14 protein-coding genes are annotated in these 16,659 nt (G+C 62.8%); 12 read left to right on the top strand and 2 right to left on the bottom strand.

Features of this window, described 5'->3' with window-relative positions; translation table 11 throughout:
* The 8 genes from KGB28_RS11500 to KGB28_RS11535 form a co-directional block, all read left to right on the top strand.
* On the top strand, nt 1–411 hold a 411-nt coding region (locus KGB28_RS11500), incomplete at its 5' end, for a calcium-binding protein (RefSeq protein ID WP_223445024.1).
* Between the two features lie 334 nt (nt 412–745).
* Complete coding sequence (locus KGB28_RS11505) at nt 746–940, top strand: hypothetical protein (RefSeq protein ID WP_223445026.1); 195 nt, start codon at nt 746–748, stop codon at nt 938–940.
* Between the two features lie 25 nt (nt 941–965).
* Nucleotides 966–2,195 carry a Zn-dependent hydrolase gene (locus KGB28_RS11510; protein WP_223445028.1) on the top strand — a complete coding sequence of 410 codons (1,230 nt, stop codon included), beginning with the start codon at nt 966–968 and terminating at the stop codon, nt 2,193–2,195.
* Between the two features lie 224 nt (nt 2,196–2,419).
* Nucleotides 2,420–3,445 carry a histone deacetylase family protein gene (locus tag KGB28_RS11515; protein ID WP_223445030.1) on the top strand — a complete coding sequence of 342 codons (1,026 nt, stop codon included), beginning with the start codon at nt 2,420–2,422 and terminating at the stop codon, nt 3,443–3,445.
* A gap of 245 nt (nt 3,446–3,690) precedes the next feature.
* The gene (locus tag KGB28_RS11520) at nt 3,691–5,595 is read left to right on the top strand and encodes a sigma-54-dependent Fis family transcriptional regulator (RefSeq protein WP_223445032.1); all 1,905 of its coding nucleotides are present in this window, start codon (nt 3,691–3,693) and stop codon (nt 5,593–5,595) included.
* Entirely contained in the window at nt 5,595–7,313 is a 1,719-nt protein-coding gene (locus KGB28_RS11525) for an ABC transporter ATP-binding protein (RefSeq protein ID WP_223445033.1), read from the top strand. The genes KGB28_RS11520 and KGB28_RS11525 overlap by 1 nt, the downstream gene beginning before the upstream one ends.
* The gene (locus tag KGB28_RS11530) at nt 7,303–7,980 is read left to right on the top strand and encodes a S8 family serine peptidase (protein WP_223445035.1); all 678 of its coding nucleotides are present in this window, start codon (nt 7,303–7,305) and stop codon (nt 7,978–7,980) included. The genes KGB28_RS11525 and KGB28_RS11530 overlap by 11 nt, the downstream gene beginning before the upstream one ends.
* Complete coding sequence (locus KGB28_RS11535) at nt 7,977–9,272, top strand: NAD(P)/FAD-dependent oxidoreductase (protein WP_223445037.1); 1,296 nt, start codon at nt 7,977–7,979, stop codon at nt 9,270–9,272. Before KGB28_RS11530 ends, KGB28_RS11535 begins: the two co-directional genes overlap by 4 nt.
* 135 nt (nt 9,273–9,407) lie before the next feature.
* Here KGB28_RS11535 and KGB28_RS11540 read toward each other — a convergent pair whose 3' ends face one another.
* Nucleotides 9,408–10,898 (bottom strand): aldehyde dehydrogenase family protein, encoded by a 1,491-nt coding sequence (locus KGB28_RS11540; protein WP_223445039.1) that lies wholly within the window; start codon nt 10,896–10,898, stop codon nt 9,408–9,410.
* 525 nt (nt 10,899–11,423) lie between these two features.
* On the opposite strand from KGB28_RS11540, the gene peaA reads away from it, so the two are divergent.
* The 4 genes from peaA to peaD all read left to right on the top strand — a co-directional run bounded on the left by peaA (nt 11,424) and on the right by peaD (nt 15,996).
* Nucleotides 11,424–13,004, top strand: coding sequence for a quinohemoprotein amine dehydrogenase subunit alpha (gene peaA, locus KGB28_RS11545; protein ID WP_223445041.1), 1,581 nt, complete (start codon nt 11,424–11,426; stop codon nt 13,002–13,004).
* Nucleotides 13,005–13,100: 96 nt separating this feature from the next.
* A complete protein-coding gene (peaB, locus tag KGB28_RS11550; RefSeq protein WP_008056152.1) occupies nt 13,101–14,531 on the top strand; it encodes a quinohemoprotein amine dehydrogenase maturation protein in 1,431 nt (476 codons plus the stop codon).
* A gap of 1 nt (nt 14,532) precedes the next feature.
* Nucleotides 14,533–14,856 carry a quinohemoprotein amine dehydrogenase subunit gamma gene (gene qhpC / locus KGB28_RS11555; protein ID WP_008016081.1) on the top strand — a complete coding sequence of 108 codons (324 nt, stop codon included), beginning with the start codon at nt 14,533–14,535 and terminating at the stop codon, nt 14,854–14,856.
* Nucleotides 14,857–14,877: 21 nt separating this feature from the next.
* Entirely contained in the window at nt 14,878–15,996 is a 1,119-nt protein-coding gene (peaD, locus tag KGB28_RS11560; RefSeq protein WP_223445043.1) for a quinohemoprotein amine dehydrogenase subunit beta, read from the top strand.
* A 260-nt stretch (nt 15,997–16,256) separates the two neighbouring features.
* Here the strand turns inward: peaD and KGB28_RS11565 are convergent, their stop codons facing one another.
* Nucleotides 16,257–16,658 (bottom strand): lysozyme inhibitor LprI family protein, encoded by a 402-nt coding sequence (locus tag KGB28_RS11565; protein WP_223445045.1) that lies wholly within the window; start codon nt 16,656–16,658, stop codon nt 16,257–16,259.
* Nucleotide 16,659 lies beyond the last annotated feature (1 nt).

The raw sequence follows: 16,659 nt of genomic DNA on the forward strand, positions 1-16,659 counted from the left end.
GCGAGCTACACGCTGGGTGCCGACGTCGAAAATCTGTTTTTCGGCGGCAGCGGCAACTTCGCGGGCACCGGCAACGGGCTCGACAACATAATCGTGGGAGGGGCGGGTAACGACGTTCTCAGCGGCGGTGGCGGTAACGACGTGATGAGTGGCGAAGTCGGCAACGATTCGTTCGTGTTTGCTGCCGCGGGTTTCGGCAACGATACGATCCTGAACTTCGGAGCCAATCCGGCCGGGCAGGACTTGCTCAATATCACGGCGCTGGGGATCAACAGCGCGACGTTCGCTGCCAACGTGACCATAACGGCTAACGGGGCGGACACGGTGGTAGGGATCGGGGCGGACACGATTCACCTTGTCGGCGTCAACAGCGCGGCCGTTGATCAGACGGACTTCATTCTGGCCACTTGAGGTCCTGGTCAGTACTGTCGCAAGGAGCGTGGACAGCGGAGGGGAGGGCAATGGATGCCCTCCCTTTCTCCTTCCATTCAATTGCCCATCAGGAATCGAAGACGCCTATGGCCTGTGTGCCGCACGTCGCGCTCGGCTGCTACCTATGATTATAAGCTGGCGTAATACTTCGAATAATAAATAGAAAATTGACTGATCATGGTCCTGGAACGAAAAATCATCCCCAGACCGGCGCCGCCAGAGCGCCGCGGATTTGCCGTTTCTCTCCTGCCAGAAAAATAACCAAAGGAGTCCCCCATGAAGCCTCCCGCTTCGTCCCAGCCGCGCCGTGCTGGTGTTCGGCGCGTCGTTCTTTCCCTCCGACGACAAACTGTTCAGCACCATGGCCGCTTTCGGCACGTTCGCCGTGGGTGGCGAGTGGGGCGGGGCGGTGTTCTACAGCCTAATCGCCGCGACTTCGCTGCTGTGTGTGCTGTCTCTTGCCCGTCGCCATGCCAGTGCTGAACGCGTGGAACTGGCCAAGGCCTGACCCCCGAATTTTCCTGGAGAAACACATGTTGAAGATCAATGGCGAACGCCTCTGGGCGAGTTTGATGGCGATGGCCGAAATCGGTGCCACCGCCCGTGGTGGCAGCTGCCGCCTGGCCCTGAGCGACGAGGACAAGGCCGGTCGCGAACTCTTTGCCCACTGGTGCCGCGAAGCCGGCATGACCCTGAGCGTGGATGCCATCGGCAATCTGTTCGCTCGCCGCGCCGGCACCGATCCCGACGCTGCCCCGGTGATGATGGGCAGCCACCTCGACACCCAGCCTGAGGGCGGGCGGTTCGATGGCGTGTACGGTGTACTCGCCGGCCTGGAAGTGGTGCGCTGCCTCAACGATCTGGGCATCCAGACCCGCAAGCCGCTGGAAGTGGCGGTGTGGACCAACGAAGAAGGCGCACGCTTCACCCCGGCGATGTTCGGCTCGGCGGTGTTCACCGGCATCATGGCGCTGGACGCCGCTCTGGCGGTGCGCGACATCGATGGCATCAGCGTCGCCGAAGCCCTGCAACGCACCGGTTATGCCGGCAAGCGCCCGTTGGGTGGCGCGGTGGATGCGTACTTTGAAGCGCACATCGAACAAGGGCCAATCCTCGAAGACAACGCCAAGAGCATCGGCGTCGTCAGCGGCGGCCAGGCGATTCGCTGGCTCGACGTGCGGGTCGAAGGCATGGCGGCCCACGCCGGCACCACGCCTATGCCGCTGCGCAAGGATGCCTTGTACGGCGTGGCGCAGATGATCCAGGCCATCGAAGGCCTGGCGGCGGACTTTGCCCCCGAAGGCCTGACCACGGTTGGCGAGTTGAGCATCAACAAGTCGTCGCGCAACACCATTCCGGGCCTGGTGAACTTCACCGTCGACCTGCGTCATCACCGTGATGAAACCATCGAGGCGATGGAGCAACAGGTCCGTGCGCGGCTGCAGGCGATAGCCGACGCTCGCGGTTTGAACCTGGCGATCACCCCGCACTGGATCAGCCCCGCGACACCGTTCGACGCAGACTGCGTGGCGGCGGTGCAACAGGCCGTGGATGCCCTGGGCTACGCTCAGCAATCAATCGTCAGTGGCGCCGGACATGACGCGATCCACCTGGCACGGTACTGCCCGACGGCCATGGTGTTCATCCCGTGCCTGGGCGGCCTGAGCCACAACGAAGCCGAAGACGTGCTGCCCGAAGACGTGCGCCAGGGCACCGATGTGCTGCTCAACGCCGTGTTGGCCCGCGCCGGGAAAATCGAATAAGGCGCACCAGGGAAATCAACTTCAATGTCCGGCCGAGGCAATACCCTGTGGCGAGGGGGCTCCCCCGTTGGGTCGCGAAGCGGCCCCAAAATCAGTCGCCGCGTTAAGTCAGGTGCACCGCATGCGATGGTTTTACGACTGCTTTGCAGTCGAACGGGGGCAAGCCCCCTCGCCACAGGCTTGTGTTCGTCGCATTTTTTTCTCAACTGACAGGTATTCAGCCCATGCGCAGTTTTTTCCACCCAGAACAATTGCTCCACCATCCACGCAGTTACTACTCCCGTGGCCAGATGCGTACGCCGCAGGAAGTGCCGGAGCGTGCGCAGCGCCTGGTGCAGGCGTCTCATGCGTTGGGTTTTGCCGTTGAGCAACCGGCCGATGCCGGGATCGATCCGCTGCTGGCGGTGCACGGTGCGCCGTACCTCACGTTCTTGCAGGAAGCCCATCAGCGCTGGAAAGAAATTCCCGAGGATTGGGGCGACGAGGTGATGTCGAATATCTTTGTCCGTGAACCCAATGCCCTGCGCGGGATTCTCGCGCAAGCGGCGCGCTATCTGGCCGATGGCAGTTGCCCGGTGGGCGAGCAGACCTGGCGCTCGGCCTACTGGTCGGCGCAAAGCGCCATCGCCGGGGCCCGGGCGTTGCTCGATGGCGAGCCGGCAGCCTATGCCCTGTGCCGTCCACCGGGTCATCACGCCCGGGCGGAAGCGGCGGGTGGTTTCTGTTATGTGAACAACGCGGCGGTGGCGGCGCAGGTATTGCGCGCCGGTTTTTCGCGGGTAGCGGTGCTGGATACCGACATGCACCACGGCCAGGGAATTCAGGAAATTTTCTACGACCGTGACGACGTGCTCTACGTTTCGGTGCATGGCGATCCGACCAACTTCTATCCGGGCGTCGCAGGGTTTGCCGAAGAGCGCGGTGTCGGGGCGGGCGAGGGTTTCAACCTCAACCTGCCGATGGCCCATGGCGCCAGCGAGGCGGATTTCCTCGAGCAATTGGAGGTAGCGCTGAAGGCGGTGACGGACTTTGGCGCCGAGGTGCTGGTGCTGTCCCTGGGCTTCGATATTTTCGAACTGGACCCGCAAAGCAAGGTGGCCGTGACCCGCGAGGGGTTTGCCGTGCTTGGTGAGCGGATTCGCAGCCTCGGGTTGCCGTGCCTGATTGTGCAGGAGGGCGGGTATCACCTGGAGAGTCTGGAGGATAATGCCAAGGCGTTATTTGTGAACCCTGAGGTGTGGCAACTCTGAGATCTTGGGTGTCTGGAAGATCGCTTTCGCGGGCAAGCCCGCTCCCACAATTAACGGAGTTGAGCCGCAGATTTGTGGACGACGCGAAACCTGTGGGAGCGGGCTTGCTCGCGAAGAATGATGACACGACCCACCTGACGGAACACAAGCGCCCTACGGCACTTGCCACAGCCCTTACGTTAACGTAAAGATTGCTCCAGGGCGCCGACGTATGAAGGCGCAGGGTGGATGACCCGGAGCGCTTGATGACGCCAATAAAAACAAACTCCCCCAAACTGCATCGCGAAGCCCGGCTGGCCCGGGAAAAGCTGCACCTGGAAGGCGAAGTGCCGGATGGCGTCCTGCGAGCGGAAATCGATGCCTCGTGGCGACGCAGCCTGAGCCATGGCGTGCATTTCAATGCCAAGCATGAGCTGGCGCTGGAATCGAGTGCCAGCCTCGACGTGTTGCTGGCCAGCAACCGCTTGCTGATCGACGCCGCGCTGCCGGCCATCGATTACCTGGCCGAGCGTCAGGGCAAGGAAGGGCTGATCATCCTCGCCAACTCCGACGCCACCATCCTCGCCGTCGAAGGCCGCGCCGACCGTCTCAAGGGCAGTGGCCTGCAGGACATCACCCTCGGCGCCTGCTGGAGCGAAGCCGTTCGCGGCACCAACGCCCTCGGCACGGCACTGGTGGAAGCCCGGCCGACCCTGATCGATTGCGGCGAACATTATCTGGATCGCCTCAGTGATTTTTCCTGCACTTCGGTGCCGATCCATTGCCCCCAGGGCGACATTCTTGGCGTCCTCGACCTGACCCGCGAAGGCCCCCTCGGCCGCGCACACGACAGCACTGCGCTGCTGGCCATGGCGGTCAGCCAGATCGAAAGCCGGGTGTTCAACGCCAGTTATCCGGACGAAATCGTCCTGGCCTTCCACAGCCGCAGGCAATACCTGGAATCCCCGTGGCAAGGCCTGCTGGCCGTGAGCCTCGGCGGGCAGATCCTGGCGGTCAGTGCCCAGGCCTGCCAGTTGCTCCACGCCGAGCGTTCGGCCCTGGTCGGTCGGCGCTGCGAAGAGTTTCTCGGCGTCGACGGCCTGCAGTTGTTGGCGCGTCTGCATCAGGGTGGGGCTGGTAGCCTGCAAACCGCCAAGGGTGAATTCTTCTACAAGACCCTGCGCGCGCCGCAACGCTCGATCAACCTCAGCAACCCGCCGCGCACTGCGGCGAAACCCGCCAAGGCGCAACCGGATCTGGAAGCGCTGGCCGGCAGCAATACGCGCTACGCCCGAGCCTTGCGCATGGCCCGTCAAGGCCTGGCCAATGAATTGCCAGTCCTGTTGCTGGGCGAAACCGGCACCGGTAAAGAGGTTATCGCCCGCGCCCTGCACATGGCCGGAGCGCGCTGCGACAAACCCTTCGTGGCGGTGAACTGCGCGGCCATTCCCGAAGGCCTGATCGAGTCCGAACTGTTCGGCTACCGCGAAGGCGCGTTCACCGGCTCACGCCGGGGCGGCATGGTCGGACGGCTGCAGCAGGCCCACGGCGGCACCCTGTTCCTAGATGAAATCGGCGACATGCCATTGGCCTTGCAGGCCCGACTATTGCGGGTGCTGCAGGATCGCAAGGTCGCGCCCCTGGGCGCTGGCGAAGAGCAGGACATCGACGTCGCGCTGATCTGCGCCACCCACCGCGACCTCAAGCGTCTGGTGGAAGAAAAACACTTTCGCGAGGACCTGTTCTACCGGGTCAACGGCATCAGCGTGATGCTCCCGGCCCTGCGCGAGCGCGAGGATTTCGGCGCGTTGGTCACTCGCTTGCTGACGACACTGGGCGCACCCACCGTGGTCCTGCACGATGATCTGAATCGCTTGCTCAGCGGCTATCACTGGCCGGGCAACATCCGCCAACTGGAGATGGTCCTGCGCACCGCGCTGGCCATGCGCGAACCGGGTGACACTGTGCTGACCCTCGACCACTTGCCCGACAGCATGCTCGATGAGTTGACCGCCAGCGAACGGCCCCAGGCCGGCAGCATCCGGGAAAACGAACTGGAGCTGATCCGTCAGTCCCTGGACACGCACCAGGGCAACGTCTCGGCCGCCGCCGACGCCCTGGGCATCAGCCGCGCGACCCTGTATCGCAAGCTCAAACAGTTGCGTTCGTGATGCAGCGCCTGATCGTTCGGCTGATCGACAACCAGAACCCCGAGGCCCTGCAAGCGTCACTGCGCTGGCTGTACAGCTTTGTGCGACCCCATCGCCTGGCGATTGCCGGGCTGTTGGGTTTGTCGGTCTGCGCCTCGGCGCTGGTGCTGGTGCAGCCGTGGCTGACCAAACTGCTGATCGACGATGGCCTGTTGGCGCGCAACTTCCCGATGCTGGTGTTGATTGCCGGGCTGATGATCGTTGCCGGGTTGTTGGGCACGGTGCTCTCGGGCATCAACCGCTACCTGCACACGCGACTGTCCGGGCGCATGCTGTTTGCCCTGCGCGATGACCTGTACCGGCATTTGCAAACCCTGTCGCCGGGCTTTTACGGCCAGCGGCGCATCGGCGACCTGATGTCGCGCCTCGATGGCGACGTCGCGGAAATCCAGCGCTTTGCTGTGGACTCGATGTTTTCGGCCGTGTCCAGCGTGATCGGCCTGGTGGTAGCGGTGGCGATGCTGCTGACCCTGTCCTGGAAGTTATCGCTGCTGGCCCTGGTGCTGATTCCCCTCGATGTCCTGTGGCTGCGCTGGATGCGGCGCAAGGTCGAGCGCGATGTGCGGCAGTTGCGCGAGCGTTCGGCAGACATGTCGTCGTTCATGGTCGAGACGCTGCCGGTGATGAAGTTCATCCAGTCCGCCGGCCAGCAACAGCGCGAAGCACGGCGCCTCGAGACGCTGGGGCAGGGCTACATGAGCCAGTTGCTGCGCCTGCAAGTCACCGAATTTTTCACCCAGGCCGTGCCCGGTACCCTGACCTCGCTGTCCCGGGCCTGCGCATTCCTGATCGGTGGTTACTGGGTGGTGCAGGGCACCTGGCAACTCGGCGCCCTGATTGCGTTTTCCACTTACCTGGGCATGGCCGTGGGACCAGTGCAGAGCTTGCTCGGGCTCTACGTCGCGATCCAGCGGATGACCGTCAGCCTCGGCCGGGTCATGGAGCTACGCGGCGAACAACCGACCGTGCTGACGCCCGCCACGCCACGGGCGATGCCCACTGGTGGCGATCTCTGGTTCGACAACGTGCACTTCGCCCATCCCGGCCGCCAATCGACCCTGCGCGGCATCGAAGCGCGGATTCCCTACGGTATGAAAGTGGCCCTCAGCGGTGGCTCGGGCGTGGGTAAATCCACCCTGATCGACCTGCTGCAACGTCATCACGATCCGCAATCGGGCCGGGTACTGCTGGGCGACGTCGATCTGCGCGAACTGGACCTGTTCCAGTTGCGTCGACGCATCGCCATCGTCAGCCAGGACATCGTGCTGTTTCGCGGCAGCCTCGCCGACAACCTGGCTTACGCGGTTCCGGACGCCAGCCGCGAGGCGATTGCCGAAGTGGCGCGACTGGCGCAACTCGACAGCCTGATCGAGTTGTTACCCGAAGGCCTCGACAGCCCATTGGGCGAACGCGGTCAGCAGTTGTCCGGTGGGCAAAAACAACGCATCGCGATTGCCCGGGCGCTGTTGCAAGACCCTTTGATCCTGGTGCTCGACGAAGCCACTTCCGCGGTGGATGAAGCCACCGAGCGCGAGGTCATCGACGCCATCGACCGCTTGTTCGCCGGGCGTACGCGCATCCTGATCAGCCATCGCCCCTCAACCCTGGCCGATGCCGATCTGCGCTTCGAGTTGCTCGACGGCGTGCTGACCTCGAAAACGGTGCTGCATGAAACCTGAGTTGCGCATTGGTGTAGTCGACAGCGGTCACTCGGCGGCACAACGGGTGCAAGTGATCGCCGGTCGGCGCTTTTCATTGCTAGAAGACGGCCTGGCCGAGGGCGACTTGCGCGACGACCCGCTGGGGCATGGCAGTGCGGTGATCGAAGCGATCGGCCGGCGTGCACCCTCGGCGCTGTTTTGCGTGGCGCAGGTGTTCGACCAGCGGGGTGTCACCAGCGCCTTGCAGATCGCCACGGCGATTGACTGGCTGCTGACACAGGACGTGCGACTGATCAATTTGAGCCTTGGCCTGCGCCAGGATCGCAGCCTGCTGCGCGCGGCCTGTGCGGCGGCGGTGGCGCGGGGCGTGCTGCTGTGTGCGTCGAGCCCGGCCCAGGGGGAAGGGGTGTTTCCGGCGAACTATCCACAGGTTTTGCGGGTGACCGGCGATGCGCGGTGCGCCGAGCAGGAATGGTCGTGGCTCAACAGCGCCCAGGCGGATTTCGCCGCCTGTGTGCACGGCACCTACCCGGGGCAATCCGGGGCGAGCCTCGGTTGTGCCGCCTTGAGCGGGCACATCGCCGGGTTCCTCGCCGAACAGCCTGACGCCAGCAATGCGCAAGTCATCGAGTGGTTGCGCGACCATGCCCGTTACCGTGGCCCTGAACGGCGCTTCGGGCCATGACCGACATCGTCATTCTTGGCGCGGGACCGGCCGGTGCCGCCGTCGCACTGGGACTACGACGGTTGGGCCATGACGTCACGCTGATCAGCGAATGGCGCCGGTTTGCCGCGCTCGAAGGCGTGTCCGTGCGGGTTCTCGAGGCTTTGCGCGGCGCGGGCCTGCATCAGGCGTTGGCGCAGGCGACGCTGCCTTCTCAACGCCAGGTCTCGTGGAATGGCCAGCACCATGCGCAGAACATCGAATACTTGCTTGACCGTCCGCTGTTTGACCGAGGCCTGCGCGAGGATTTGCGCCTGGCGGGGGTCGAGCTGATCGAAGGCCGGGTGCTGACGGTTCAGTCATCGGCCAATGGTCATCGAATCGAAATCGACGGCCGCGAACCGTTGCTCGCGCCGTTTCTCGTGGAAGCCCGAGGACGTCAGGCTCCCGCTATCGGCAAAGGCTTGCGTGGCCCCGAGACCGTCAGCCTGCTCAATCGCTGGCAGGGTTCGCCGGGCAGCACCGCCAGCGCCGTGGAAAGCCTCGAGGATGGCTGGGCATGGATGGCGCGGCGCGCCGACGGTCAGTGTTACTGGCAATGGACGGCGGACGTGGCCAGCGCCGGATTGCCGGGCAAGGCGATGTTGCTCGAATACTGCAGGCAGCGGCGCCAGGGTTCGACGCTGGCCACGGCATTTTTTGCTGGCGAAACGGAAGCGGATCTACAGCTGCACGCCCGCAGTAGCACGGCGATTCTCAGCCCGCAGGTGTGTGGCGACAACTGGATTCGGGTCGGCGATGCGGCAATGGCGGTCGACCCGTTGTCGGGCAACGGGATCTTTCAGTCCTTGTCTTCGGCGTTGCAGGCGCCGGCAGTGATCAACACGCTGCTGTGCAAACCCGAGCGGGCGACTCTGGCCCAGCGTTTCCACCAGCAGCGAGTGGAACAGTTGTTTTTGCGATTTGCGCGGATCGGCCGGGATTTTTATGCCGATGAGCAACGCTGGCTGGATCAGCCGTTCTGGCAGGCACGACGAAACTGGCCGGACGCCGAGGTGGCCCATGCCGAGGCGGATTTCAATGCGCTGAGGATTGAGCGGGCGCCGGTGTTGCGTGATGGGCTGGTCGATGAGGCCGAAGTGGTGATCACGGTGGATCAGCCGTTGGGGATCTGGCATGTGCATGGGGTTGAGGTGGCGGCGTTGGTGCGGCGGTTGCGCAGTGAACCGGCTGAGCAGGTGTTGGCCGGGTTAACCACTGAACAGGGAAGAATGATCAGGAGTTGGTTGTTGGCTCAGGGATTCAAACCCTGAGATTTGAGCTGTCTGGACCGGCCTCATCGTCGGATCGCCGCCCGGAGCAAGCTCGCTCCCACAGTGGTTTGCGTCGTACACAAATCCCCTGTGGGAGCGAGCTTGCTCGCGATGGCGGCCTTAAGAACGCCGCTATTACAACTTGATCAACACCGACTTCAACTCGGTGTAATGCTCGATCGCCGCATACCCCATCTCACGCCCGACCCCGGACATCTTGTAGCCGCCGAACGGCAGCGCCGGGTCCAGGGCGCTGTGGCAGTTGACCCACACCGACCCGGACTTGATCCGTGGAATCATCCGGTGCACCGCCGCCAGGTCATTGGACCAGATGCTCGCGCCCAACCCATACGGACTGTCATTGGCCATGCGCAATGCATCGGCCTCATCATCGAACGGAATCGCCACCAGCACCGGCCCGAAGATTTCTTCCTGCACCAGTGAGTGCTTCTGATCGACGTCGACAATCACCGTCGGCTTGACGAAGAACCCCGGGCCGAACTGCTCACCGCCGCAGGCGATGGTCGCGCCGCTTTCCCGGCCCTTTTCGATGTACCCATAGACGCGCTCCTGCTGCCGCGCCGAGATCAACGGCCCCATGTCGACGCTCGGGTCCAGGCCGTTGCCGAGTTTCATGGCGTTGGCGATGTCGCTGATGTCCGCCACCACATTGTCGAAGTGCTTGCGCTGCACATACAGCCGCGAGCCTGCGCAGCAGACCTGACCCTGGTTGAAGAAGATCGCGCTGGCGGCCCCGGCCGCGGCGGTTTTCAGGTCGGCGTCGGCCATGACGATGGTCGGTGATTTGCCGCCCAGCTCCAGGGTGACCCGGGTCATGGAATCCATGGCGATCTTGCCGATTTGTTTGCCCACCGCAGTGGAGCCGGTGAAGGTCAGCTTGTCCACCAATGGGTTATGAGTCAGGGCGGAGCCGGCGGTGATGCCGGTGCCGGTGACCACGTTGAACACGCCTTCGGGGTAACCAGCCTCCAGCACCAGTTCGGCGAGTTTCAGTGCGGTCAGCGGGGTTTCGTCGGCGGGCTTGAGCACCACGCTACAGCCGGTGGCCAGGGCCGGACCGAGTTTCCAGCAGGCCAGCAACAGCGGGAAGTTCCAGGCAACGATGGCGCCGACCACGCCTACCGCTTCGCGTCGAATAAAGCTGTGGAACTGGTCGTTGGGCATCAGCGGTGCCGACACGTCAACCGTAGAACCTGCGATCTTGGTCGCCCAACCGGCCATGTAGCGCAGAAAGTCGATAGCCAGTTGCACGTCCATCACCTGGGCCACCGCCGCGCTTTTACCGTTGTTCAGGCATTCCAGCTGCGCCAGCAACTCGGCGTCGCGCTGCATCAGGTCGGCGAGTTTCCATAGCAGGTTCTGCCGCTCCCGGGGACGGGTGCGGGTCCAGGCCGAATCGTCGAACGCCTGACGGGCGGCGAGCACCGCGCGGTCGACATCCTCCGGTGTTGCTCGTGGTACCACGCACAACACCGCACCGGTGGCCGGGTTGTGCAGGGGCATGGTCTGGCCGTCGGCGGCCTCGACCCAGTCACCGCCGATGAGCATGCGCGGGGCGCGCTGAATGAATGCCGAAGTGGCGGGAAGCAGGTTTGGGAGCGACATGATGAAACCTCGTCTTGTTCGTGTGGCGAGGTCTTTCGCAATGGCTGTGCCAGTTGTTGATTTCTTTGTTTCGAGCCCGAACGGGCGGGCTTGCGGGTTGTTTTTCGAATGGCCTCGGCGTGGGCAAGCGTCGCAAATTGCGACGACGTGAGACATCAGTACACCCTTGTAGGAGCGAGCCTGCTCGCGAAAAACCTCCAGACAACCAAGGCATTCAGACACCCCGCGTTATCGTTGACGTCCATCGCGAGCAGGCTCGCTCTCACAGAGAGCAGAACTATGCTTGTCTCAGGTTGCAACAGCTGTCGCGAAATTAAACGAGGAACGTAGATCCAGCCATTGGCAAAAAGCCGGTATTAACCGGCAAATCATTGATTCATTGAGATATTCATAAGCTGGCACGCTCCGTGTATTGCTCATCGCAGACGTTTCTCTTGCCTCCGTCAGCGGATCAACGCCGGCGGCAGAAACCATAAAAACGATAAGCCACAACAATAAGAACGCACCGTGCGAGGTTCGACGTTGATGAAGAGAAAACTCCGATCAGGCATGAGCGCCAGCCTACTGGCCGTAGCCGCTTGTGTAGCGCTGCATTCGCCTCATAGCCTGGCAGCCCGCGACGCCCAGACCATCCTCAAGGAAACCTGTCAGGGCTGTCACACCCCCGAAGCCGATAACGGCCTGAGCCGCATCAGCCACCAGCGCAAAACGCCGGAAGGCTGGTTGATGAGCATCGCCCGCATGCAGACCATGCACGGTTTGCAGATCAGCGATGACGACCGTCGCACGCTGGTCAAGTACCTGGCCGACACCCAGGGCCTGGCGCCGAGCGAAACCGACGGCGTGCGTTATGCGCTGGAGCGCCGGCTCAATACCGTCGAGCAGTTCGACGACCAGACCAGTCAGATGTGCGGCCGCTGCCACTCCGGTGCGCGGGTCGCCCTGCAACGGCGTCCGGCCCAGGAGTGGGAACGCCTGGTGAACTTCCACCTCGGTCAGTGGCCGTCGCTGGAATACCAGGCGCTGTCCCGGGACCGCGACTGGTTCGATATGGCCCGCAAGGAGATGGTGCCGCTGCTGGCCAAGCGTTATCCGCTGGACAACCCGGCCTGGAAAAAATGGCAGAGCGCGGCGCCGAAAGCCGAGACCCTGGTGGGCGACTGGAGCTTCAGCGGCCACTTGCCGGGCAAGGGTGAACTGGCCGGTGTCATGACCGTGAGTGCCGATGGCAGCGACACCTTCAAGGTCAGCGTCAAAGGCCAGTACGCCGACGGCACCCCGTTCAATGGCGACGGCAGTGCGATTCTCTACACCGGCTACGAATGGCGCGGCAACGTGACCATCGATGGCGTGACCATGCGCCAGGTGTTCGCCGCCCAGGGCAATGCGATGCAGGGCCGGATGTTCGAGGCCGAGCACGACGAGCGCGGTCTGGACTTCATTGCCGCCAAGCAGGGCTCCAACCGCTTGCTCGCCGTGCAGCCGGGCTATGTGAAGGCTGGCAGCGAAACCGAAGTGACCCTGATCGGTAGCGGCCTGACCGGCAAGCCGGACTTCGGCAAAGGCGTGGAAGTAGTCGAAGTGGTCGAGCAGAGCCCCGAGCGGATCAAGGTCAAGCTCAAGGCTGCGGCCAATGCCCAACCGGGCGTGCGCGCGGTCAGCGTCGGCGCGTTGAAAGGCCCAAGCCTGTCGGTATACAGCAAGATCGCCGCGGTCAAGGTTGTGCCGGAATTCTCGGTGGCGCGGATCGGCGAGGGCGGTGGTTCGACGCCGAAAGTCCAGGGCCGTTTCGACGCGGAAGCCTGGGGCAAGGGCGCTGACGGCAAGCCGTATCGCATCGGCGTGTTCCCGGCGCAGTGGAAAGTCGAAGCCTTCGACGACCGCGCCAAGGAAGACGAAGACGTCAAGTTCGCCGGCACCATGCAGGCCGACACCGGCGTGTTCACCCCGGGCGATGCCGGGCCGAACCCGGCTCGCAAGATGTCCACCAACAATGCCGGCAACCTCAAGGTGATCGCCGCCGTCGACGACGCAGGGAAATCCCTGACAGGCGAAGGCCACCTGATCGTGACCGTGCAACGCTGGAACAATCCACCCATTCCATGAGTTGGCTGTCCTTGGCTTAACACAGCTTCAAGGCTACAGACACTTTTCGGAATGACCGCAAGCCCCGCCAAGCGGAGCCTGCACAGGAGGTTGGCAATGGGCGCTATCTTGAATCTGGTCGAACGCAACCTGCACGAAGTGCAGGTCGATGCCGACCGCATGCTGTTTCACATCCCCAGCAGTTCGCTGTTCGCCAGCGATGAACTGACGGGCACCATCATCGATACCTTGCGCGGGCCCGGCTGCTCCTCGGACGACCTGATCCAGCGCCTGGCCGCGCGTTTCAACGGCGAGGAAATCACCGAGACCCTGCGCGAACTGATGGCCCTGGAACTGGTCAGCGACGGTTCGCCGCTGACCCCGGACATCGCCACCAAGCGGGTCGAGCGCACGGCAATCAATACCGTGGTGCTCAACGTCAACACCGGCTGCAACCTGAGCTGCACGTATTGCTACAAGGAAGACCTCGACAAGCCGTCGGCGGGCAAGAAGATGGACGTCGAAACGGCGATTGCCTCAGTGGAAATGCTGCTGCGCGAATCCCCGGACGAAGAGCGTTTCACCGTGGTGTTCTTCGGCGGCGAACCGCTGAGCAACCGCAAGCTGATCGAGTACATGGTCGACTACTGTGAGAAGCGTTTTCGCGAGGCGGGCAAGTTCGTCGAATTCGTCATGACCACCAACGCCACGCTGCTCACCGAAGAAACCGTGGACTACCTCAACGCCCACCGTTTCGGGCTGTCGGTGAGCATCGACGGGCCGAAGACCGTGCACGACCGCAACCGCATCACCGTGGGCGGGCAGGGCACCTATGACGTGGTGCGGCGCAAGGCCGAGATGCTGCTGTCGCGCTACAACAGCCGTCCGGTGGGGGCGCGGGTGACCCTGACCACCGGCGTGACCGACGTCGAAACCATCTGGGATCACCTGTTCAACGAACTGGGTTTTGCCGAAGTCGGCTTCGCCCCGGTGACCTCCGGCGACATCAGCAGCTTCAACCTCACCAGCGATGAACTGGTGCAGGTGTTCGCCAACATGAAGGCCCTCGGTCGTCGTTACCTGGAAGCGGCGCTGGAGCACCGCAACATCGGTTTCTCCAACCTGCACCAACTCATCACCGACATCCACGAAGGCCACAAGAAAGCCCTGCCATGCGGCGCGGGCCTGAAGATGCTGGCGGTGGATCACAAGGGCGAGCTGAACCTGTGCCACCGCTTTACCGGTTCGAGCCTGCCGACCTTCGGCAACGTCCACAGCGGTGTGAAACAGGTGGAGTTGAACGACTTCCTGTCCCAGCGCCTGGACCGCACCAACACCGGCTGCGAGGACTGCCAGATCCGCAACCTGTGTTCCGGCGGCTGCTACCACGAGAGCTACGCCCGCTACGGCGACCCGACCCACCCGACCTATCACTACTGCGAACTGATGCGTGACTGGGTCGACTTCGGCATCGAGGTCTACACCCGGATCATGGCCAATAACCCTGCGTTCATCAGCAGCTACATCACTCCGCGCAAGGCTCACTGATATGAAACATCTCAAGGCAATCAATAACAAAGCGTTGAAGCTGGATCAGGCCGCGGATGAAAACCGCATTGAAGAAGTGGTGGCCATGAGTTCCGTGGCGGGTTGCGCCTCGACCACCGACCCGGGCTGGGAAATCGATGCGTTCGGTGGTGTGTCGTCGCTGTGCCAGCCGATGGAGGCCGACCTCTACGGTTGCTCCGACCCCTGCTGGTGGCCGGCCCAGGTGCCCGACATGATGAGCACCTACCCGGACTGGAACAAGGATGCCCAGGCGTCCAACGACAACTGGCGCAACCTCGGCACTGTCTTCCCCAAAGACAAGTGATCACAGAAGAAGGATTCCAGCATGCGTAACATCAAAGCCTGCGGCCTGGCCGCGTTCGCCGTCCTGAGCAGCTGTTCTGTCAGTGTTCTGGCCGATGAAAACACCGCGCTGCAAGTCGGTCACGAATACATGGTGACCACCAACTACCCGAACAACCTGCACGTGATCGACCTGGCCACCGACACCCTGTTCAAGACCTGCAAGATGCCCGACGCCTTCGGTCCCGGCTCCGTGCAGTTGTCGCCGGATCGCAAGACCGCCTACGTGCTGAACAATCACTATGCGGATGTCTACGGTGTCGAACTGGACAACTGCAAGCAGGTGTTCCACGCCAGCATCACCCAGAAGCCGGGTGAGAAGGCCAAGTCCATGTTCGCCTTCACGGTCAGCCACGACGGCAAGGAACTGTACACCGTCGCCAACCCGACGTTGATGATGAACGACCGCTACGAAGTGCAGCAGCCACGACTCGACGTGTACAAGACCGACGCCGGCATGGACGCCAAGCCGGTGCGCAGTTTCCCGGCGCCGCGCCAGCTGACCATCATGCAGAGCGGTGACGACGGCACGCTGTACGTGGCCGGGGCGGACGTCTACAAGGTCAATGTGCAAACCGGCAAGTTCGACGTGCTGATCCCCAGCCGTCACTGGAAACGCCCGAACTACAGCGCGCCCGACGTGCTCTACGTGTGGAACCAGCAGACCTACCGGCATGACTTCTCGCTGCTGTACACCGCGGCGAAGTTCAAGGACAAGAAACAGGACCCGGCCACCGCCGAATATCTGTACGGCCTGTTCAGTGTCGACCTGAAGACCGGCAAGACCGAAACCACCGACTTCGGCCCTCTGACCGAAATCTACTTCAGCGGCATGCGCTCGCCCAAGGACCCGAACCTGATGTTTGGCGTGCTCAATCGCCTGGCCAAGTACGACATCAAGCAGAAGAAAATGCTCCAGTCCGCCACGCTCGATCATTCCTACTACTGCATTTCCTTCAACAAGGACGGCAGCAAGATCTACCTGGCAGGGACCTTCAACGACGTGGCGATTTTTGATGCCGACAGCCTGAAGCAGACGGGCAGCATCAAGTTGCCGGGCGGGGACATGGCGATTACCACGGCGCAGATTTTTGTCCGGTAATTGCGGCGCCTGAGCTGACGCTATCGCGAGCAAGCTCGCTCCCACAGTGGATTTTCAGTGTGACCACTATTGTGTGAACACCCCTGAACCCTGTGGGAGCGAGCTTGCTCGCGATGAGGCCCTCAAAAACACTGCAACACTCAAACCCCCGGCACCGGGCAACTCCCACAGTGGATTCGCAGTGTGATCACTATCGTGTGAACACCACTGAACCCTGTGGGAGCGAGCTCGCGATGGGGCCCTCAAAAACACTGCAACACTCAAACCCCCGGCACCGGACAACTCAAATCCCCCTCCTGACACTTCAAGTACTGCTTGAAAGTCTGAACCCGTGCCTTGGTCAGCTCCGTGGTGCAGTTGCTGTAGATCAGCGGATACACACTCCCGCCTTTCACCCCGGACGCCGAGAACTTGCACTCGGCATCGCGGAACGCAACCCACGCTCGCTGCGCACCCACCAACTGCTTCTTGCTGTCCGGGTTGCTCTTGAGTCGCGAAGTGATCTGCTGGTACAGCGCATTCAATTCCTTGTCGGCGGCCGCATTCTGCTGCGCCGCGCACTGGTTCATCGTCGCCTGGTCGCTGGCATTGTCGTAGTCCACGGCGAGCGCCATGGAGGTGAACAACAGGGGCGTCAGCGCCAATAGTAAGCGTGGGTTCATG

This window comes from Pseudomonas sp. BF-R-19 (assembly GCF_019956445.1).
GTDB lineage: Bacteria > Pseudomonadota > Gammaproteobacteria > Pseudomonadales > Pseudomonadaceae > Aquipseudomonas > Aquipseudomonas fluorescens_BH.

Bases quoted from the DNA above. Each gene is read 5' to 3' on its own strand.
- KGB28_RS11565 (WP_223445045.1), bottom strand. From the start codon at position 16,658: ATGAACCCACGCTTACTATTGGCGCTGACGCCCCTGTTGTTCACCTCC.
- KGB28_RS11510 (WP_223445028.1), top strand. From the start codon at position 966: ATGTTGAAGATCAATGGCGAACGCCTCTGGGCGAGTTTGATGGCGATG.
- KGB28_RS11535 (WP_223445037.1), top strand. From the start codon at position 7,977: ATGACCGACATCGTCATTCTTGGCGCGGGACCGGCCGGTGCCGCCGTC.
- KGB28_RS11520 (WP_223445032.1), top strand. From the start codon at position 3,691: ATGACGCCAATAAAAACAAACTCCCCCAAACTGCATCGCGAAGCCCGG.
- KGB28_RS11525 (WP_223445033.1), top strand. From the start codon at position 5,595: ATGCAGCGCCTGATCGTTCGGCTGATCGACAACCAGAACCCCGAGGCC.
- KGB28_RS11515 (WP_223445030.1), top strand. From the start codon at position 2,420: ATGCGCAGTTTTTTCCACCCAGAACAATTGCTCCACCATCCACGCAGT.
- peaB (WP_008056152.1), top strand. From the start codon at position 13,101: ATGGGCGCTATCTTGAATCTGGTCGAACGCAACCTGCACGAAGTGCAG.
- peaD (WP_223445043.1), top strand. From the start codon at position 14,878: ATGCGTAACATCAAAGCCTGCGGCCTGGCCGCGTTCGCCGTCCTGAGC.
- KGB28_RS11530 (WP_223445035.1), top strand. From the start codon at position 7,303: ATGAAACCTGAGTTGCGCATTGGTGTAGTCGACAGCGGTCACTCGGCG.
- peaA (WP_223445041.1), top strand. From the start codon at position 11,424: ATGAAGAGAAAACTCCGATCAGGCATGAGCGCCAGCCTACTGGCCGTA.
- qhpC (WP_008016081.1), top strand. From the start codon at position 14,533: ATGAAACATCTCAAGGCAATCAATAACAAAGCGTTGAAGCTGGATCAG.
- KGB28_RS11540 (WP_223445039.1), bottom strand. From the start codon at position 10,898: ATGTCGCTCCCAAACCTGCTTCCCGCCACTTCGGCATTCATTCAGCGC.